Origin of the sequence: Rhodoferax bucti (genome assembly GCF_005876985.1) — a bacterium.
Taxonomy (GTDB): Bacteria; Pseudomonadota; Gammaproteobacteria; order Burkholderiales; family Burkholderiaceae_C; genus Allorhodoferax; species Allorhodoferax bucti.
Map to the genome: position 1 here is coordinate 756,078 of NZ_VAHD01000002.1, position 16,454 is coordinate 772,531.

At 60.8% G+C, this 16,454-nt stretch carries 18 protein-coding genes; 10 read left to right on the top strand and 8 right to left on the bottom strand.

The genetic code is table 11. The features are described from left to right. Nucleotides 1-33 precede the first annotated feature (33 nt). A complete protein-coding gene (dnaB, locus tag FDM28_RS10160) occupies nucleotides 34-1,437 on the top strand; it encodes a replicative DNA helicase (RefSeq protein WP_138515021.1) in 1,404 nt (467 codons plus the stop codon). Between the two features lie 83 nt (nucleotides 1,438-1,520). On the opposite strand, the gene FDM28_RS10165 is transcribed toward dnaB, so the two are convergent. The 3 genes from FDM28_RS10165 to FDM28_RS10175 form a co-directional block, all read right to left on the bottom strand. Continuing rightward, a complete protein-coding gene (locus tag FDM28_RS10165; protein ID WP_138515022.1) occupies nucleotides 1,521-3,224 on the bottom strand; it encodes a PhoH family protein in 1,704 nt (567 codons plus the stop codon). Nucleotides 3,225-3,401: 177 nt separating this feature from the next. After that, nucleotides 3,402-3,878: a peroxiredoxin gene (locus tag FDM28_RS10170; RefSeq protein WP_138515023.1), complete on the bottom strand. Its 477-nt coding sequence runs from the start codon at nucleotides 3,876-3,878 to the stop codon at nucleotides 3,402-3,404. Nucleotides 3,879-4,032: 154 nt separating this feature from the next. Then, a complete protein-coding gene (locus FDM28_RS10175; RefSeq protein WP_138515024.1) occupies nucleotides 4,033-4,398 on the bottom strand; it encodes an Mth938-like domain-containing protein in 366 nt (121 codons plus the stop codon). A gap of 99 nt (nucleotides 4,399-4,497) precedes the next feature. Between FDM28_RS10175 and FDM28_RS10180 the strand changes: the two genes are divergently transcribed. The 6 genes from FDM28_RS10180 (at nucleotide 4,498) to FDM28_RS10205 (ending at nucleotide 10,670) form a co-directional block, all read left to right on the top strand. Continuing rightward, nucleotides 4,498-5,724, top strand: a complete 1,227-nt coding sequence (locus FDM28_RS10180) for a pyridoxal phosphate-dependent aminotransferase (RefSeq protein ID WP_138515025.1) — start codon at nucleotides 4,498-4,500, stop codon at nucleotides 5,722-5,724. Nucleotides 5,725-5,795: 71 nt separating this feature from the next. Continuing rightward, entirely contained in the window at nucleotides 5,796-7,118 is a 1,323-nt protein-coding gene (locus tag FDM28_RS10185) for a homoserine dehydrogenase (protein ID WP_138515026.1), read from the top strand. A gap of 15 nt (nucleotides 7,119-7,133) precedes the next feature. Next, nucleotides 7,134-8,573, top strand: a complete 1,440-nt coding sequence (gene thrC / locus FDM28_RS10190) for a threonine synthase (protein ID WP_138515027.1) — start codon at nucleotides 7,134-7,136, stop codon at nucleotides 8,571-8,573. Between the two features lie 78 nt (nucleotides 8,574-8,651). Then, nucleotides 8,652-9,911 carry a molybdopterin molybdotransferase MoeA gene (locus FDM28_RS10195; protein WP_138515028.1) on the top strand — a complete coding sequence of 420 codons (1,260 nt, stop codon included), beginning with the start codon at nucleotides 8,652-8,654 and terminating at the stop codon, nucleotides 9,909-9,911. Then, complete coding sequence (moaD, locus tag FDM28_RS10200) at nucleotides 9,908-10,159, top strand: molybdopterin converting factor subunit 1 (RefSeq protein WP_138515029.1); 252 nt, start codon at nucleotides 9,908-9,910, stop codon at nucleotides 10,157-10,159. The genes FDM28_RS10195 and moaD overlap by 4 nt, the downstream gene beginning before the upstream one ends. 16 nt (nucleotides 10,160-10,175) lie before the next feature. Then, complete coding sequence (locus FDM28_RS10205) at nucleotides 10,176-10,670, top strand: molybdenum cofactor biosynthesis protein MoaE (RefSeq protein WP_138515030.1); 495 nt, start codon at nucleotides 10,176-10,178, stop codon at nucleotides 10,668-10,670. Nucleotides 10,671-10,706: 36 nt separating this feature from the next. Here the strand turns inward: FDM28_RS10205 and FDM28_RS10210 are convergent, their stop codons facing one another. Continuing rightward, the gene (locus FDM28_RS10210; protein WP_138515031.1) at nucleotides 10,707-11,306 is read right to left on the bottom strand and encodes a hypothetical protein; all 600 of its coding nucleotides are present in this window, start codon (nucleotides 11,304-11,306) and stop codon (nucleotides 10,707-10,709) included. 163 nt (nucleotides 11,307-11,469) lie between these two features. Between FDM28_RS10210 and clpB the strand changes: the two genes are divergently transcribed. Next, on the top strand, nucleotides 11,470-14,061 hold the full coding sequence (clpB, locus tag FDM28_RS10215) for an ATP-dependent chaperone ClpB (RefSeq protein ID WP_138515032.1): 2,592 nt from the start codon (nucleotides 11,470-11,472) through the stop codon (nucleotides 14,059-14,061). Nucleotides 14,062-14,139: 78 nt separating this feature from the next. Here clpB and FDM28_RS10220 read toward each other — a convergent pair whose 3' ends face one another. Further along, nucleotides 14,140-14,268, bottom strand: coding sequence for a DUF3149 domain-containing protein (locus FDM28_RS10220; protein ID WP_138515033.1), 129 nt, complete (start codon nucleotides 14,266-14,268; stop codon nucleotides 14,140-14,142). A 113-nt stretch (nucleotides 14,269-14,381) separates the two neighbouring features. Between FDM28_RS10220 and FDM28_RS10225 the strand changes: the two genes are divergently transcribed. Next, nucleotides 14,382-14,663, top strand: coding sequence for a DUF427 domain-containing protein (locus FDM28_RS10225; protein WP_138515034.1), 282 nt, complete (start codon nucleotides 14,382-14,384; stop codon nucleotides 14,661-14,663). Nucleotides 14,664-14,690: 27 nt separating this feature from the next. On the opposite strand, the gene FDM28_RS10230 is transcribed toward FDM28_RS10225, so the two are convergent. The 3 genes from FDM28_RS10230 to FDM28_RS10240 all read right to left on the bottom strand — a co-directional run bounded on the left by FDM28_RS10230 (nucleotide 14,691) and on the right by FDM28_RS10240 (nucleotide 15,882). Beyond that, complete coding sequence (locus FDM28_RS10230) at nucleotides 14,691-15,035, bottom strand: HepT-like ribonuclease domain-containing protein (RefSeq protein WP_138515035.1); 345 nt, start codon at nucleotides 15,033-15,035, stop codon at nucleotides 14,691-14,693. Further along, nucleotides 15,025-15,327 carry a nucleotidyltransferase family protein gene (locus FDM28_RS10235; protein ID WP_138515036.1) on the bottom strand — a complete coding sequence of 101 codons (303 nt, stop codon included), beginning with the start codon at nucleotides 15,325-15,327 and terminating at the stop codon, nucleotides 15,025-15,027. The genes FDM28_RS10230 and FDM28_RS10235 overlap by 11 nt, the downstream gene beginning before the upstream one ends. 84 nt (nucleotides 15,328-15,411) lie before the next feature. Then, nucleotides 15,412-15,882 (bottom strand): cupin domain-containing protein, encoded by a 471-nt coding sequence (locus FDM28_RS10240; RefSeq protein WP_138515037.1) that lies wholly within the window; start codon nucleotides 15,880-15,882, stop codon nucleotides 15,412-15,414. 126 nt (nucleotides 15,883-16,008) lie between these two features. Between FDM28_RS10240 and FDM28_RS10245 the strand changes: the two genes are divergently transcribed. Next, a complete protein-coding gene (locus FDM28_RS10245) occupies nucleotides 16,009-16,428 on the top strand; it encodes a PACE efflux transporter (RefSeq protein ID WP_138515038.1) in 420 nt (139 codons plus the stop codon). Nucleotides 16,429-16,454 lie beyond the last annotated feature (26 nt).

The window sequence follows — 16,454 nt, forward strand, 5'->3', positions numbered from 1 at the left end:
ACGCTTTAGGATCACAGGCTCTAAGGAAATCTCATGTCTGCAGTCCCCTCTCTTACTGATGGCTTCGAATCTGATCGCCAGATCGCCCAGCTACGGGTGCCTCCGCACTCCATTGAAGGGGAGTCCAGTGTGATTGGGGGGCTGTTGTTGGACAACGAGGCGTGGGACCGAGTGAGCGACATCCTGATGGATGCCGATTTTTACCGGCACGAGCATCGCTTGATTTATGCGTCGATTGGCGTCTTGATCAACGGCAACAAGCCAGCAGACGTGATCACGGTGTTTGAGCACCTCCAGAACCAGGGCAAAGCAGAAGAGGTGGGCGGGCTCGCCTATTTGAACTCCCTGGCCCAGTACGTGCCGAGTGCGAGCAATATCCGCCGCTACGCCGAGATCGTGCGGGACCGTTCGATTCTGCGTAAACTGGTCAGCGCCAGTGACGAAATCGCCACCAATGCGTTCAATCCCAAGGGACGTCCCGTTTCGGAGATCGTGGACGAATCCGAGCAGAAGATTTTCAACATCGGCGAGGCGGGCAAGCGCAATAAGCAGGGCTTCCAGTCGATGGACAACCTCGTGGTCAACTTGCTGGACCGCGTGCAGGAGATGGCGGACAACCCGAACGACGTCACCGGCGTACCCACGGGTTTCATCGATTTCGACCGCATGACGGCAGGTCTGCAGGCTGGCGACCTGATTGTGTTGGCGGCACGTCCTTCCATGGGCAAGACGGCCCTGGCCATCAACATTGCGGAGCACGTGGCTCTGAACGAAGGTTTGCCGGTTGCCATCTTCTCGATGGAAATGGGTGCCGCCCAATTGGCGGTGCGTATCGTGGGCTCCATCGGCCGCGTGGACCAGGGCCACTTGCGCACCGGCAAGCTGACGGATGAAGAGTGGCCGCGCTTGTCGGAGGCGATTGAGAAGCTGCGCACCATCTCACTGCACATCGATGAAAGCGCCGGTCTCAATTCGAGCGAAGTGCGTGCCAATGCCCGCCGTCTGGCACGCCAGTGCGGGCAGCTCGGCCTGATTGTGGTGGACTATTTGCAGCTGATGAGTGGCAGCGGTGGCGACGGTGAAAACCGCGCGACCGAGCTGGGTGAAATCTCCCGGGGCTTGAAGATGCTGGCCCGTGAGCTCAAATGCCCGGTGATTGCGCTCTCCCAGCTGAACCGTTCAGTGGAGCAGCGGCCCGACAAGCGTCCCATGATGAGTGACTTGCGTGAATCCGGCGCTATTGAGCAGGATGCGGACATCATCATGTTCATTTACCGCGATGAGTACTACACGAAGGACCAATGTAAAGAGCCGGGCGTGGCTGAAGTCATCATCGCCAAGCAGCGTAACGGCCCGACAGGTACCGTCAAGCTCGCCTTCATGAACCGGTTCACCAAGTTCGAAAACCTGGCCCACAGCGGTGGGGATGATTACTGATCTTCGGTCAAGTAAATAGAAAAAGGGCTGGAAGCCAAATCGGCTTCCAGCCCTTTTTACATATGCGCAAGTAGCTACTATTTTTATAGCACTTCGCTGGCAAAGTCCGCCAGACGCGAACGCTCGCCACGGGCCAGGGTGATGTGCCCGCCATGGGGCCATCCCTTGAACTTGTCGACGGCAAAGGTCAGGCCCGACGATCCCTCGGTCAGGTAGGGCGTATCGATCTGCGCCAGGTTGCCCATGCAGATGATTTTGGTGCCGGGGCCTGCGCGGGTGATCAGCGTTTTCATCTGCTTAGGTGTCAAGTTTTGAGCCTCGTCGATGATGACGTACTTGTTCAGGAAGGTGCGTCCCCGCATGAAGTTCATGCTCTTGATTTTGACGCGGCTGCGGATCAACTCGTTGGTCGCTGCGCGGCCCCATTCGCCGGCGTTGGTGTCCGTTTTACCCAGCACTTCCAGGTTGTCGTCCAAGGCGCCCATCCAAGGGCCCATTTTTTCTTCTTCGGTACCTGGCAGGAAACCGATGTCTTCGCCCACGCTCACGGTAGCACGGGTTACGATGATTTCTGTGTAGCGGCGATCGTCCAGCACCTGGGTCAAACCGGCCGCCAAAGCCATCAGCGTTTTACCGGTGCCGGCGGTGCCGGTCAGGGTCACGAAATCGACTTCCGGGTCGGTGAGCAGGTTCATCGCGAAGTTCTGCTCACGATTGCGGGTGGTCACGCCCCACACGGCGTTCTTGAGGTGGTTGAAGTCTTTGAGGGTTTTCAAAACCGCCGTGGTTCCGCGGATTTCGGTCACCCGGGCGTACAGACTGGGCTCACCAGGCGACTCAAAGTACACAAACTGGTTGATCATCATTTGCGGCACTACAGGGCCGTCCACCTTGTAGAAGGTGTGCGGACCCTGCTGCCAGCTCTCCACGCCCTGGCCATGGGTAGCCCAGAAATCAGAGGGTAATGCCAGCGAGCCGGAATACAGCAGGTCGCCGTCTTCCAGGGTTTTGTCGTTTTGGTAATCGTCGGTGGCCAAGCCCAAGGCGCGGGCTTTGACACGCATGTTGATGTCCTTGGAGACCAGCACCACCTCGCGGGGGGCGTAATGCTGACGCAGGGCTTCTACCACGCCCAGGATCTGGTTATCCGCCTTGCCCTGGGGCAGGCTGGTGGGCAAGGTGTAGTTCAGCGGCTGGGTCTGGAACATCAGCTTGCCGCGCGCATCCTTGTGGCCGGTGCTGTCCAGCAAGAAGCCTGCTGTGATATCGGCGCCCGGAGCGCCTGCCAGCGTATCCAGGGTGCGGCTGGTTTGGCGGGCGTTGCGCGCGACTTCGGTCATGCCTTTTTTGTGGCCGTCCAGCTCTTCCAGCACGATCATGGGCAGATAAATGTCATGTTCCTCGAAGCGGAACAGGCACATCGGATCGTGCAGCAACACGTTGGTGTCCAGCACAAAGAGCTTCTTGGGGCCGGTGGATTTCGCGCGCTTGCTGCGCTTGGTCTCAGGCGCAAGGGCAGCGGCTTGGGAGACGGATTTTGTCGGCAAACTCACCTGAGTTGGGGCCGGGGCTGCAACGGCCACGGGTGCACGGGTCAAGGCCGGAGTTTGTGTGGATTTCCGGGTTTCCCGCGCAACCTGGCGTTCTTGCATGGGCTGGGCTGCTTGGGCAGGCGCAACTTCTGGGCTGGCTTTGCGGGCCGGGCGGGCGGATGCACGCGCGGGAGCCTCAAAGTCTTTGGCGGTCAATCGGTCAGCACGCTTGGACGGGGCAGGGGGCAGTGGCATGGAGTGGATTCGCAGAAGTTGGAAAGTGGAAAAGCGATGCCGAAAAAACGAAAAAGCCGCCTTGAGCCAAGGCGGCTTTTTTGGGGAGCGCGGTTGCGAGCTTCAACGGCATGCGAACCATTATGCATGAGCACCATGACGGTCTAAACCGCCGGGTGCATCAAAACAACAAGGCAATCAGGCGGCTTTTTTCAGGGCTTTCACAGCCTTGAGAACGTCGTCCACATGGCCGGGAACCTTCAGGCCGCGCCACTCTTCTTTGACCAAGCCATCGGCGCCGATCAGGAAGGTGCTGCGCTCAATGCCCTTCACCTTTTTGCCGTACATGATCTTGTTTTTGACCACACCGAACATATGGCACATCTTTTCTTCGGTGTCGGCAATCAGCTCAAAGGGGAGTTCGAGCTTGGTTTTGAACTCGTCGTGGGACTTCATGTTGTCGCGGGAGACGCCGAACACTTCGGCACCGGCTTTCACGAAGTCCTTGTACTTGTCCCTGAATTGCATGGCTTCGGTGGTGCAGCCGGGGGTATTGTCTTTGGGGTAGAAGTACAAAACCATGGTTTTCCCGACGTGGGTGGTGTTGGTCACCTTGATGCCGCCGGTAGCGTTGGCCTCAAATTCGGGAAGGGGTTTGTTGACAACAATCGCCATATGGAATTTCAATCTCGGTGTTTCAGTCCGGCGTGCCGGACTGGTCAGTCATAGGGGACAGCGTCGAACGTGACAGCAATTCTTCGCTCTGGACCGCAACCCATGATTTTACTCTGAAAAGGTGTCCACCGACCACCTTTCCCGAGGCGGCTACCTAGATGAGGAGTGCCGCCACTACTTTGCGGCCTTCGCCTGCCAAAAAGTTGTAGGTGCGGCATGCGGCCTGGGTGTCCATGGTTTCCAGTCCGATACGGCGGCTGTACAAGGGCGCCAGCCATCGGGGGTGCGGGAAGCGGATGGCGGCGCCACTGCCAAACAGCACCAATTCCGACGCAAAGCCCGTCAGTTCTTCAAAATGTTGTTCCGTGAGGTCTTCAAAGCGGGCGCAAGACCAGGGCTGGCAGATGCCTTGGCTGCTCACGATGATGCTGGAGTGGTACTTCTCACCGTTCACCTCGACCCAGCCGGAGCCATAACCGGTCACAGATGGGCCTTGCAAAGCGTCGGGAATGAATTTCATGGGAAGGTGAAGCCTGGGAGATGGCGGCGGGGCGGGGTGCCTGCCGAACTGTGGTCAAATTATAGGTTTCACCCTGTGCTGACACCTCCCGGAGGGACTTTGAAAACCATTCAGAAATCTGCCAAGCTGGCCAATGTGCTCTATGACATCCGCGGTCCCATCATGGACGCGGCGCGTCAGATGGAGGATGAGGGTCAGAAAATCATCAAGCTCAATCTGGGCAACTTGGCGGTGTTCGGTTTTGATGCGCCCGAGGAAATCCAGCAGGACATGATCCGCAACTTGCCCAACTCGGCTGGCTACTCCGACAGCAAAGGCATTTTTGCGGCCCGCAAAGCGGTCATGCACGAAACCCAGAAGCAGGGCATTGCCGGCGTTACGTTGGATGACATTTATTTGGGCAATGGCGCCAGTGAATTGATCACCATGGCCACCAATGCCTTGTTGGACAACGGCGACGAGTTGCTGCTGCCCATGCCGGACTACCCCTTGTGGACCGCAGCTACCAGCCTGTCCGGCGGTACACCGGTGCATTACCTGTGCGATGAGAACAATGGCTGGATGCCCGACTTGGACGACATCCGCGCCAAGATTACGCCTCGAACCAAAGGCATTGTTGTCATCAACCCCAACAACCCGACCGGCGTGCTGTACTCCACCGAGTTGCTGCAAGGCATCATCGAGATCGCGCGCGAGCACGGCTTGGTGATTCTGGCCGACGAGGTGTACGACAAGGTGCTGTACGACGGCATCCAGCACACCGCGTTGGCGAGCTTGTCGACCGATGTGCTGACGCTCACCTTCAATTCGCTCTCCAAGAGCTACCGTTCCTGCGGTTACCGCGCAGGATGGTTGGTGGTGTCGGGCAACAAGAAAGCGGCGGCTGACTACATCGAGGGGCTGAACATGCTCTCGAACATGAAGCTGTGCTCCAACGTGCCCGGCCAGTGGGCCATCCAGACCGCTTTGGGTGGCTACCAGAGCATCAACGATCTGGTGTGCGAAGGCGGGCGCCTGCGCCGCCAGCGCGATTTGGCTTACGAGCTGATTACCGCCATTCCTGGCGTGACCTGTGTGAAGCCGCAGGCCGCGCTCTATATGTTCCCCAAGCTGGATCCCAAGGTGTACCCCATCTTGGACGACCGGCAATTTTTCCTGGAGCTGCTGCGTGAGACCCGCGTCATGCTGGTGCAGGGAACCGGCTTTAACTGGCATGCGCCCGACCACTTCCGCATCGTGTTCCTCCCGCATGAGGACGATTTGCGCGAAGCCATCGGCCGCATTGCCAAGTTCCTTGAGAGCTATCGCAAGCGCAACGGGAACTGACTCACTCTGATTTTGATAGCTGCCCGCGCACTGTTCGCAAGGGCTAGACGCACTTTTTACGTAAGAATGATATGAAACCGATACAAGTAGGCCTGCTCGGCATTGGCACCGTGGGAAGCGGCACATTCAATGTGCTCAAGCGCAACCAGCAAGACATCCAGGGCCGTGCCGGCCGCGGTATCGAAATCACCATGGTGGCTGATCTGGATGTGGCGCGTGCCCAAAGCATTGTCGGCCCTGATGTGAAGGTGGTGAACGACGCGCGTGCGGTCATCGCTAACCCCGACATCGATATCGTTATCGAGCTGATTGGTGGCTACGGCATTGCCAAGGCGCTGGTGCTGGAAGCCATCGCCGCCGGCAAGCATGTGGTCACAGCCAATAAGGCCTTGCTCGCCGTGCACGGCACCGAAATTTTTGCGGCGGCTTCCGCCAAGGGTGTGATGGTGGCGTTTGAAGCGGCCGTGGCCGGTGGCATCCCCATCATCAAAGCACTGCGCGAAGGCCTGACTGCCAACCGCATCCAGTGGATCGCCGGCATCATCAACGGCACCACCAACTTCATCTTGTCCGAGATGCGCGACAAGGGCCTGGACTTTGACGTGGTGCTCAAAGAAGCCCAGCGTCTGGGCTACGCCGAAGCCGACCCGACCTTCGACATTGAAGGCGTGGACGCCGCGCACAAAGTCACCCTGATGAGCGCGATTGCATTCGGCATTCCTGTGCAGTTCGACAAGGCCTATGTGGAAGGCATCACCAAGCTCGGCGCGGCCGACATCAAATACGCCGAGCAACTGGGCTACCGCATCAAGCTGTTGGGCATTACCAAGCGCACGGCCGCCGGCATTGAACTGCGCGTGCACCCCACCCTGGTGCCGGCCAAGCGCCTGATCGCCAATGTGGAAGGCGCGATGAATGCCGTCATGGCCCATGGCGACGCTGTGGGCACCACGTTGTACTACGGCAAGGGTGCGGGCTCTGAGCCTACAGCCAGTGCCGTGATTGCGGACTTGGTGGACATCACCCGCCTGCACACCGCAGACGCCGCCCAGCGCGTACCCCACCTGGCCTTCCAGCCGGATGCCATTAGCAATACCCCGGTCTTGCCCATGAGCGAGGTTGTGACTAGCTACTACCTGCGCCTGCGCGTGGCTGACGAGGCCGGTGTGTTGGCCAAGGTCACCGGTTTGCTGGCCGAAGCTGGCATCAGCATCGATGCAGTGTTGCAGCGCGAAGCGGACGAAATCAGCGGTGAAGCGGCGACTCAGACCGACGTCATCATCCTCACGCACGACTGCGCGGAAGCCAAGATGAACGCGGCGTTGGCACAGATGCAGGCGCTGCCCACCGTGCTGCAGCCCATCACCCGCATCCGCAAAGAAGAGCTGGCGTAATCAGGAGTCTGCCGAATGCACTACATCTCCACCCGCGCTGCATCAAGCAGTACGCAAGACCGCAAACGCTTCTGCGAGATCCTGCTCGAAGGCCTGGCGCCGGACGGCGGCCTCTACATGCCGGTGGCCTACCCGCAAGTAGACGACGCCACGCTGACCCGCTGGCGCAAGGTCTACCACGAGCAGGGCTACGCCACGCTGGCGTTTGAAATCCTGTCGCTGTACATCGACGACATTCCGGCCGACGATTTGCGCGCCCTGTGCGCCAAGACCTACACCGCCGAAGTGTTTGGCACCGGCGAGATCGTGCCCTTGCGCCACCTGCAAGACGGCGTCTGGATCGAAGCCCTGTCCAACGGCCCGACCCTGGCGTTCAAGGACATGGCCATGCAGCTGCTGGGCAACCTGTTCGAATACGAACTGGCCCGCCGCGGTGAAGAACTCAACATTCTGGGCGCCACCAGTGGCGACACCGGTAGCGCCGCAGAGCACGCCATGCGGGGCAAGAAGGGCGTGCGCGTTTTCATGACCAGCCCGCACGGCCGCATGAGCCCTTTCCAGCAGGCGCAAATGTTCAGCCTGCAGGACGCCAACATCTACAACATCGCCATCAAGGGCGTGTTTGATGATTGCCAGGACATCGTCAAGGCGGTGTCCAACGACCTCGAGTTCAAGCGCAAATACAAGATCGGCACTGTCAACTCCATCAACTGGGCGCGTTTGCTGGCGCAGGTGGTGTACTACTTTGCCGGCTACATCCAGGCGACAGAGCAGAATTCGCAAAAGGTGTCGTTCAGCGTGCCGAGCGGCAACTTCGGCAACGTGTGTGCCGGTCATGTGGCCCGCCAGATGGGCTTGCCGGTCGATAAGCTGGTGGTCGCCACCAATGAGAATGATGTGCTCGACGAGTTCTTCCGCACCGGCGTGTACCGCGTGCGCGGCACGGCCGACACGCATGAGACATCCAGCCCGTCCATGGACATTTCCAAGGCCAGCAACTTCGAACGCTTTGTGTTCGACCTGCTGGGCCGCGATGGTGCGCGGGTGAAGGCTTTGTTCGGCGAAGGCCTGTCCAAGAGTGGCCAGTTCGACCTGAGTGCCGACCCGGTGTTCGTGCAAGCGGCCACGAAGTACGGGTTTGTGAGCGGCAAGAGCACCCACGCCAACCGCCTGGAAACCATCCGCGCCACTTACGAGCAGCACGGCATGGTGATCGATACCCACACCGCCGACGGCCTGAAAGTGGCGCTGGAGCACCTGAGCGCTGACGTGCCCATGGTGGTGCTGGAAACTGCCTTGCCGATCAAGTTTGCGGCCACCGTGGTCGAGGCCTTGGGCCGTGAGCCCGAGCGGCCTGCACAGTTTGAAGGCATCGAAGCCCTGCCCAAGCGTGTGCAGGTGATGGATGCCGATGTGGCTGCCGTGAAGGCCTTGATCGAGCGCGAGTGCGCCTGACTTCACATCGCTGTTTTGAGTGAAATTGCTGCCTTGCGCCCGCCCGCTGTGCGCAGGCAGCTCCTGAATGTATAGCAAATGACCTCTGCGCCCAGCGCCCCTCGCAAGCCCTTGATGCCCCTGGATGATGCGCTGGCGCAATTGCTGGCGGCTGTTGCGCCGCTTTCAGCGCAGGAGGCGGTGTCCACCTTTGACGCTGATGGCCGGGTGCTGGCCGTGGCTGTGGTGTCCGGCTTGCAAGTGCCCGGGTTCGACAACAGCGCCATGGACGGGTACGCGGTGCGCGCCGAAGATTTGCTCAACGGTTTGCACGAACTCCATGTCACGCAACGCATTGCTGCTGGCAGCACCGGACAGCGGGTGGAGCCGGGCACGGCGGCGCGCATTTTCACCGGGGCACCGGTGCCTCCGGGGGCCGATGCCGTGGTCATGCAGGAAGACTGCGAACTGCTGAGCGATGGGAGTGATCCGGCGCCAGCCCGCATCCGGGTGAAGGGTGTGCCTTTGCCGGGCCAGCATATCCGCCATGCGGGTGAAGACGTGCAACAAGGCCAGTGCGTATTGCCTGCCGGCACGCGCCTGGGGCCGGCAGAGCTGGGCTTGGCGGCCAGCATCGGCATGGCTCAGCTGCCGGTGGTGCGCAAGCCGCGTGTGGCCTTGCTCTCGACCGGGGATGAGCTGGTCATGCCCGGCGCCGTAGCGCCGCAGGATATGCCGCCGGGCGCCATTTACAACTCCAACCGCTTTTTCCTGCTCAATCTGCTGCGCCGCATGGGTTGCGAGGTGGCTGATCTGGGCATCGTGCCTGACGACCGCGCCGCCACCATCGGGGCACTGCAGCGTGCGGCGGCGGACAACGATGTCATCCTCACCAGCGGCGGCGTGTCGGTGGGGGAGGAAGACCACATCAAGCCCGCCGTGCAAAGCCTGGGCACCTTGGACCTGTGGCAAATCGGCATCAAGCCCGGCAAACCGTTTGCGCACGGGCGCATCGGTGCGGCGCACTTCATCGGCTTGCCCGGCAACCCGGTGTCCAGCTACGTCACCTTTTTGCTGCTGGTGCGGCCCTTCTTGCTGCGGCTTCAGGGCGTGCAGGATGTCGCTATGAAAAGCATAGCTGCTCGCGCCGATTTTGATTGGCCCAAAGCCGACAAACGCCGTGAATTTTTGCGCGTACGGCGCAACGCCAATGGCGGTCTTGACTTGTTTGGCAACCAGAGCTCCGGGGTGTTGACCTCTGCGGTCTGGGGCGATGGTGTGGTCGATGTGCCGCCCGGCCAACCTGTGTTATATGGCCAGACGGTGCGCTACATCCCGTTCAGCGAGTTGTTGGCATGAAGGTCACCGTTCGCTATTTCGCCTCCATGCGCGAGGCCATGGGCACCTCTAGCGAGGTTTTGGACACGCAGGCCACCACGCTGGGTGATTTGCGCAGCGCCCTGATTGCACGTGGCGGTGCCGGCGCTGAGGCGCTGGGCACCAATCGATCGGTGCGCATGGCGCTCAACCAGGTGATGAGCGATGCCTCGACCGCACTCACAGAAGGTTGTGAAGTGGCCTTTTTCCCACCGGTGACCGGTGGCTGAGCTGGGGAGCCCTCGCATGGAAAACCCTGCCGTACCTCGCGTTTGCGTGCAAACGCAGCCCTTTGATGTGGCCGCAGAACTCGCGGCCTTGCAGGCTGGTGACCCCCGGGTGGGGGCCATGTGCAGCTTTGTCGGTACGGTGCGCGATCGCAATGCACCGGGTGCCGCAGGCTCGGTGCAGGCGATGGAGCTGGAGCACTACCCCGGCATGACGGAGAAATCCATCGAAGCGATGGTGGAGGAGGCCCTGCGGCGTTTTGATATTTTTGGCGCCCGCGTGGTGCACCGGGTTGGCGTACTGCAGCCTACCGAAGGTGTGGTGCTGGTGGCGGTGAGCTCCGCACACCGGGGCCAGAGCTTTCAGGCCTGCGAATTCTTGATGGACTACCTCAAAACCCAGGCCCCGTTCTGGAAGAAAGAAACCACTCCCGAAGGTGCGCACTGGGTCGATGCCCGGGTGAGCGACGACGAGGCCCTGGCGCGCTGGGGCATCGCGGCACGCAACGCCTGAGGGCGCCTGCCGCAGACCCGTGCGGCTTTGTCTGGCTCAGTTCAGGTATTTGGGCGGCTCGGCTGCCGCAAAGGCGTCCCACTCGGAGTCTTGAGCGTCGGTTTCTATCACGATGGTTTGGGGTGGCGTAGGCGGGCGAGCGGCGGCGGTGTGCAGGCCCCAATCGCTGTTTTGCAGCGCCAAGCTGATCACGTGCAGCAGGGCAACCAGGGTGTCGCTGCCGAGGTTGATTTCCAATTGCCGCGACTCCGGCATGCCCGGCAAGGTTTCCTCAAAGCGCACCGACAGCATGCTGGCACCTTGCTGCTGGATGTGGGCCGCCGTGACCAGCAGCGGCTGATCGGCATCGGTGAACAGCGGCTGCGGGGATTGGAAGGGCGTGTCAAAGTCGGTGCGGTCCAGCGTCTCCTGGCGCTGGAAGGCCTGCACCGCATCACCCGCCGCCCCATCGTGGCCCACGGGGGATGCGTCGGCAATCGTCAGTTGGGCCGAGGTTTGCTCCAGGTGCGGGTACAGGCCCAGCAGCATGCGGCGGGTGAGCCAGAGCCGTTGCTCCTGGCCGTTGGTGGAGTTCATGCGTACCAAAATGCGGTCCTGCTCGGCAAGGTAGCTGACTTGAAACTGGTGGATCTGCATGGGGGCGTTGCGGTAAAAAGCGGGTACCCCCCAATTATCGGGCGGCGGGCACTTTGTGCACCAGACTTGTCCTGGATCAAAGGCCCGATGGGTCACCGACTTGAAAACCACCCACTCGGGCCCAAGCTGGTGGGTAATTACCAATTTCCACGGGGGTTACACCATGCGAATCGACAAACTCACCACCAAATTCCAGGAAGCGCTGGCCGAGGCGCAAACGCTGGCGCTCACCCATGACAACGCCTACATCGAGCCGGTGCACGTGCTGGCCGCCATGATCCGCACCGACGACGCCCCCAAGGCCCTGATGAACCGGGCCGGCGTCAACGTGGCGGGCTTGCTGGCCTCTGCCGAGGCGGGTATCAAGCGCCTGCCGCAGGTGCAGGGCCACGAGCAGGTGACGGTGGGGCGCGATATGGTGAGCCTGCTGCAAGCCGCCGAGAAAGAAGCCATCAAGCGGGGCGACCAGTTCATTGCCGGCGAGCTGTTTTTGTTGGCCGTGGCCGACCACAAGGGCGACGCGGGTCAGATGGCTCGTACCAACGGCCTGACCCGCAAGAGCTTGGAAGCCGCCATTGACGCCGTGCGTGGCGGCCAGAAGGTGGACAGCTCGGACGCCGAAGACCAGCGCGAATCGCTCAAAAAATACTGCATCGACCTGACCGAGCGCGCCCGCCTGGGCAAGCTGGACCCGGTGATCGGCCGGGACGACGAAATCCGCCGCGCCATCCAGGTGCTGCAACGCCGCACCAAAAACAACCCCGTCCTGATCGGTGAGCCCGGTGTGGGCAAGACCGCCATCGTCGAAGGCCTGGCCCAGCGCATCGTGGAGGGCGAAGTGCCCGACAGCCTCAAGGGCAAACGCGTGCTGTCGCTGGACATGGCGGCCCTCTTGGCCGGTGCCAAGTTTCGCGGCGAGTTTGAAGAGCGCCTGAAGAACGTGCTCAAGGACCTGGCCAAGGACGAAGGCCAAACCATAGTGTTCATTGACGAGCTGCACACCATGGTGGGCGCTGGCAAGGGCGAGGGCGCCATGGACGCCGGCAACATGCTCAAGCCCGCGCTGGCCCGTGGCGAGCTGCACTGCGTAGGCGCCACCACGCTGGACGAGTACCGCAAGTACATTGAAAAAGACGCTGCGCTGGAGCGCCGCTTCCAGAAAATTCTGGTCGGCGAGCCCACCGTGGAAGCCACCATCGCGATCCTGCGCGGCCTCAAAGAGCGCTACGAAGTGCACCACGGCGTGGACATCACCGACCCGGCCATCGTGGCTGCAGCCGAGCTGAGCCATCGCTACATCACCGACCGCTTTTTGCCGGACAAGGCCATCGACCTGATTGACGAGGCTGCCTCCAAAATCAAGATCGAGCTGGACTCCAAGCCTGAAGTCATGGACAAGCTGGACCGCCGCTTGATCCAGCTGCAGATCGAGCGCGAAGCCGTCAAAAAAGAGAAGGACGAAGCCTCGCTCAAGCGCTTTGAGTTGATCAACGAAGAGATCAACAGCCTGCAAAAAGAAATCGCCGATCTGGACGAAATCTGGAAGGCCGAAAAAGCCACCGCCCAAGGCAGCGCCCAGGTGCGCGAAGAGATCGACAAGCTGCGTACCCAGATCGAGAGCCTCACCCGCAAGGGCGACCTCGCCAAGGTGGCCGAGCTGCAATACGGCAAGCTGCCCGAGCTGGAAAAGCGCCTCAAGGAAGCCCAGGATCAGGAAGCCGGCAAGGCCGCGACTGGCGGGGCCAACAAGCTGCTGCGCACCCAGGTGGGCGCGGAGGAAATTGCCGAGGTGGTGAGCCGCGCTACGGGCATTCCGGTGGCCAAGATGATGCAGGGCGAGCGCGACAAGCTGTTGCAAATGGAAGGCAAGCTGCGCGACCGCGTGGTAGGGCAGGAAGAAGCCATTGCCGCCGTGTCCAATGCCATCCGCCGTTCCCGTTCGGGCCTGTCGGACCCGAACCGACCTACGGGTTCTTTCTTGTTCCTCGGCCCCACGGGCGTGGGCAAGACCGAGCTGTGCAAGGCGCTGGCTGGGTTTTTGTTTGACAGCGAAGAGCATCTGGTGCGCATCGACATGAGCGAGTTCATGGAGAAGCACTCGGTCGCCCGTTTGATCGGCGCGCCTCCCGGCTATGTGGGCTATGAGGAGGGCGGCTACCTCACCGAAGCCGTGCGCCGCAAACCTTATGCCGTGCTGCTGCTTGACGAGGTGGAGAAGGCCCACCCCGATGTGTTCAACGTGCTCTTGCAAGTGCTGGACGATGGCCGCCTCACCGACGGCCAGGGCCGCACTGTGGACTTCAAGAACACCGTGATCGTGATGACCAGCAACATCGGCAGCCAGCTCATCCAGAGCATGGTGGGGCAGGACTACGAGGACGTGAAAGAAGCAGTCACCGGCGAGCTGAAAAACCACTTCCGCCCCGAGTTCCTGAACCGGATCGACGAGACCGTGGTCTTCCACTCGCTGGACGCTGCCAACATCGCCTCCATTGCCAAGATCCAGCTGGCCACGTTGATGGGCCGACTGGCCAAGATGGACCTGACGCTAGCCGTGAGCGACGCTGCGGTGGCCGAGCTGGCCAAGGTGGGTTTCGACCCCGTGTTCGGTGCGCGGCCCTTGAAGCGCGCTATTCAGCAGCGCATCGAGAACCCGCTCTCTAAGCTGTTGCTGGAAGGCAAGTTCCCGCCCAAATCGACGATTCAGGTGGGGGTGGACCCCATTCTGGCGCCGGGGCAGTTCAGCTTCAGTTGAACGGCCATCTGCTTCCAAAAGTCACAAAGCGCACTCAGGGTGCGCTTTGTGTTTTGGGGCGGGCTCAAATGCCCGTGTTCAGCCGTTTTCGTTCATCTTGCGGCGGAAGAAGGCGGTGAACCACACCGCCATCACCAGAATGAACGCCAATACCGCCACGCTCATGAGGCCATAGTCGGTAGAAAACAAGTCACTCCACAGTTTCATGGTCTTTCTCCTTCAATAACAAGGGCCATTCTTGGGCCTGCTGCGGGCCGGCGCACTGATGTGCATCAAGCTTGTGTTGCAATCGAGCGCTTCATACCCACTCAGGAGACCCCATGCAAGCCATTTGGAACGGCACCGTGATTGCCGAAAGCACCGACACCGTGCTCGTAGAAGGCAACCACTACTTTCCCGCCAGCAGCCTGAACCGCGACTATGTGCAGTTCAGCAACCACAAAACCAGCTGCGCCTGGAAAGGCCAAGCCAGCTACTACTCGCTGCTGGTGAATGGCGAGATGAATATCGATGCCGTCTGGTACTACGCCGACCCCAAACCCGAAGCGGAGATGGTCCGCGACCGCGTGGCGTTCTGGAAGGGTGTGCAGGTGACGGCCTGAGGCCTCGATTAGTAGGTGCGTGAGTTGTCAGGTCTGGTCAGTCGCGAGTAGCGCTTGCAGCGCGTGGAGCAGAGCTGGAATTTCATCTTGAAGCGTCTTCCAGACCATTTCAGTGTCCACGTCAAAGTAGGCATGCACCAAGCGGTTGCGCATCCCGACAATAGCGCGCCAAGGGATAGAGGGGCTGGTGGACTGCAGATCCTCTGAGATCTTGTTGGCGGCCTCGCCCAAGATTTCGATGGCGCGAATTACGGCAAACAGCAGCATCTGGTCTGATTGCAGGTCAGCGAGTTGTTTACCGTTGACAAACTTCAAGGCAGCTTGGGCGGCCTCCACCATGTGGAGCAAACGAATACGGTCTTCAGCGCGCATATTGCACTTGGGCGGTACGCAGCACATCGTCTCTGAAATAGCGCGATAAATCATGTGGCGTGCGCAAGTCCACTTTGCGCCCGCCCATCAGGACTGACAGCTCATCTTCCAGCGCTGCCATACCTATCAAGCCAGGTACTCCGTCGGGCTCAAAGTCCACCAGTAAATCGACATCGCTGTCGGTCCGAGCCGTGCCTTTGGCTTGCGAGCCAAACAAGGCCAAGCTGCGAATCCGGTGGGATTCGCAGAATTGCTTGAGGGCTTGCTGATCAAGATGAAGGGTTGTAGGCATGGGCGTTGTGTCTCAACGACGAGTGGGCATTGTGCCTTGCGTAGCGTGTTTTTCCAATCGATCGTTCTGGGTTGGTCGGCTACTTCAGTAGCTGCTCCCATCCTTGTGCATAAACACCCAGACCCCATCGCGCATGACGGCTTGCAGGTCGTCGTCGGGGTAGTGGCCTTCATCGCCGGGGGTGCGGTCGCCCACTTCCAGGTAGACCACGGGCTCCTGCGTCTGGTTGAGTAGCTGGTGGCCGTTGCCGCTGCCGGCGGTAAAGCCGGCGCACATGCCGGGGGCCAGCGGCGTGGCGCCTTCATCGGTGAGCAGAGTGGGGTGGCCTTGCAGGATGTAGATGAACTCATCCTGCTTGGTGTGGTGGTGGCGCAGGGCCGAGATGGCGCCGGGCGCCAGTGTGGTGTGGTTGACGCCGAAGTTGCGCAGCCCGAACACATCGCCCAGTGCTCTTTTCACACGCCCTGCTGTGCGCGAGGCAAACGGCTCGGGGTAGTTGGAGGGCTTGGTGCGTGGCGCCGCATCGGCAGCGTGCAAGGCAATGGGTGGTGGCATGGTGTACTCGCTTTATGAATGAAAAGCGGCTCTGGCGCCCGTAGAGTGTGCGCTAGCAGCTATGGAATTGATAGTAAATCACCCGTGCTCTGCTGTCACGCCTTGCACAGCCTTTACGATGGCGGCATGTCTCCACTCCAACGTCGCATTCTTCAAGCCTGCCTGTACGAGGGCATTGCCATCGCCGTGGTCACGCCCACATTGGCCTTGGCGTTTTCTCACCCGCCGGGCTCGGCCTTGGTGCTGTCGGCGGTCATGTCCAGCATCGCGCTGGCCTGGAACTATGTGTACAACAGCCTGTTCGAGCGCTGGGAGGCGCGTCAGAGTGTCAAGGGCCGCTCGCCTCGGCGGCGCTTGGTGCATGGGCTGGGGTTTGAGGGCGGCCTGGCCATCATCCTGATGCCGGTGATGGCCTACTGGCTTGACATTTCTTTGTGGGCCGCCTTCGTGGCGGACCTGGGCCTGTTGGTCTTCTTTTTTGCCTACACCGTGGGCTTTACCTGGGCGTTTGACCGCCTGTTTGGCCTGCCCCAATCGGCCCGGTGAGGGGCGGTTGGGCCGCTTGGAGGCGT

Coding starts and splice junctions, on each gene's coding strand:
- dnaB (WP_138515021.1), top strand. CDS start 34: ATGTCTGCAGTCCCCTCTCTTACTGATGGCTTCGAATCTGATCGCCAG.
- FDM28_RS10165 (WP_138515022.1), bottom strand. CDS start 3,224: ATGCCACTGCCCCCTGCCCCGTCCAAGCGTGCTGACCGATTGACCGCC.
- FDM28_RS10170 (WP_138515023.1), bottom strand. CDS start 3,878: ATGGCGATTGTTGTCAACAAACCCCTTCCCGAATTTGAGGCCAACGCT.
- FDM28_RS10175 (WP_138515024.1), bottom strand. CDS start 4,398: ATGAAATTCATTCCCGACGCTTTGCAAGGCCCATCTGTGACCGGTTAT.
- FDM28_RS10185 (WP_138515026.1), top strand. CDS start 5,796: ATGAAACCGATACAAGTAGGCCTGCTCGGCATTGGCACCGTGGGAAGC.
- thrC (WP_138515027.1), top strand. CDS start 7,134: ATGCACTACATCTCCACCCGCGCTGCATCAAGCAGTACGCAAGACCGC.
- FDM28_RS10195 (WP_138515028.1), top strand. CDS start 8,652: ATGACCTCTGCGCCCAGCGCCCCTCGCAAGCCCTTGATGCCCCTGGAT.
- moaD (WP_138515029.1), top strand. CDS start 9,908: ATGAAGGTCACCGTTCGCTATTTCGCCTCCATGCGCGAGGCCATGGGC.
- FDM28_RS10205 (WP_138515030.1), top strand. CDS start 10,176: ATGGAAAACCCTGCCGTACCTCGCGTTTGCGTGCAAACGCAGCCCTTT.
- FDM28_RS10210 (WP_138515031.1), bottom strand. CDS start 11,306: ATGCAGATCCACCAGTTTCAAGTCAGCTACCTTGCCGAGCAGGACCGC.
- clpB (WP_138515032.1), top strand. CDS start 11,470: ATGCGAATCGACAAACTCACCACCAAATTCCAGGAAGCGCTGGCCGAG.
- FDM28_RS10220 (WP_138515033.1), bottom strand. CDS start 14,268: ATGAAACTGTGGAGTGACTTGTTTTCTACCGACTATGGCCTCATGAGC.
- FDM28_RS10225 (WP_138515034.1), top strand. CDS start 14,382: ATGCAAGCCATTTGGAACGGCACCGTGATTGCCGAAAGCACCGACACC.
- FDM28_RS10230 (WP_138515035.1), bottom strand. CDS start 15,035: ATGCGCGCTGAAGACCGTATTCGTTTGCTCCACATGGTGGAGGCCGCC.
- FDM28_RS10235 (WP_138515036.1), bottom strand. CDS start 15,327: ATGCCTACAACCCTTCATCTTGATCAGCAAGCCCTCAAGCAATTCTGC.
- FDM28_RS10240 (WP_138515037.1), bottom strand. CDS start 15,882: ATGCCACCACCCATTGCCTTGCACGCTGCCGATGCGGCGCCACGCACC.
- FDM28_RS10245 (WP_138515038.1), top strand. CDS start 16,009: ATGTCTCCACTCCAACGTCGCATTCTTCAAGCCTGCCTGTACGAGGGC.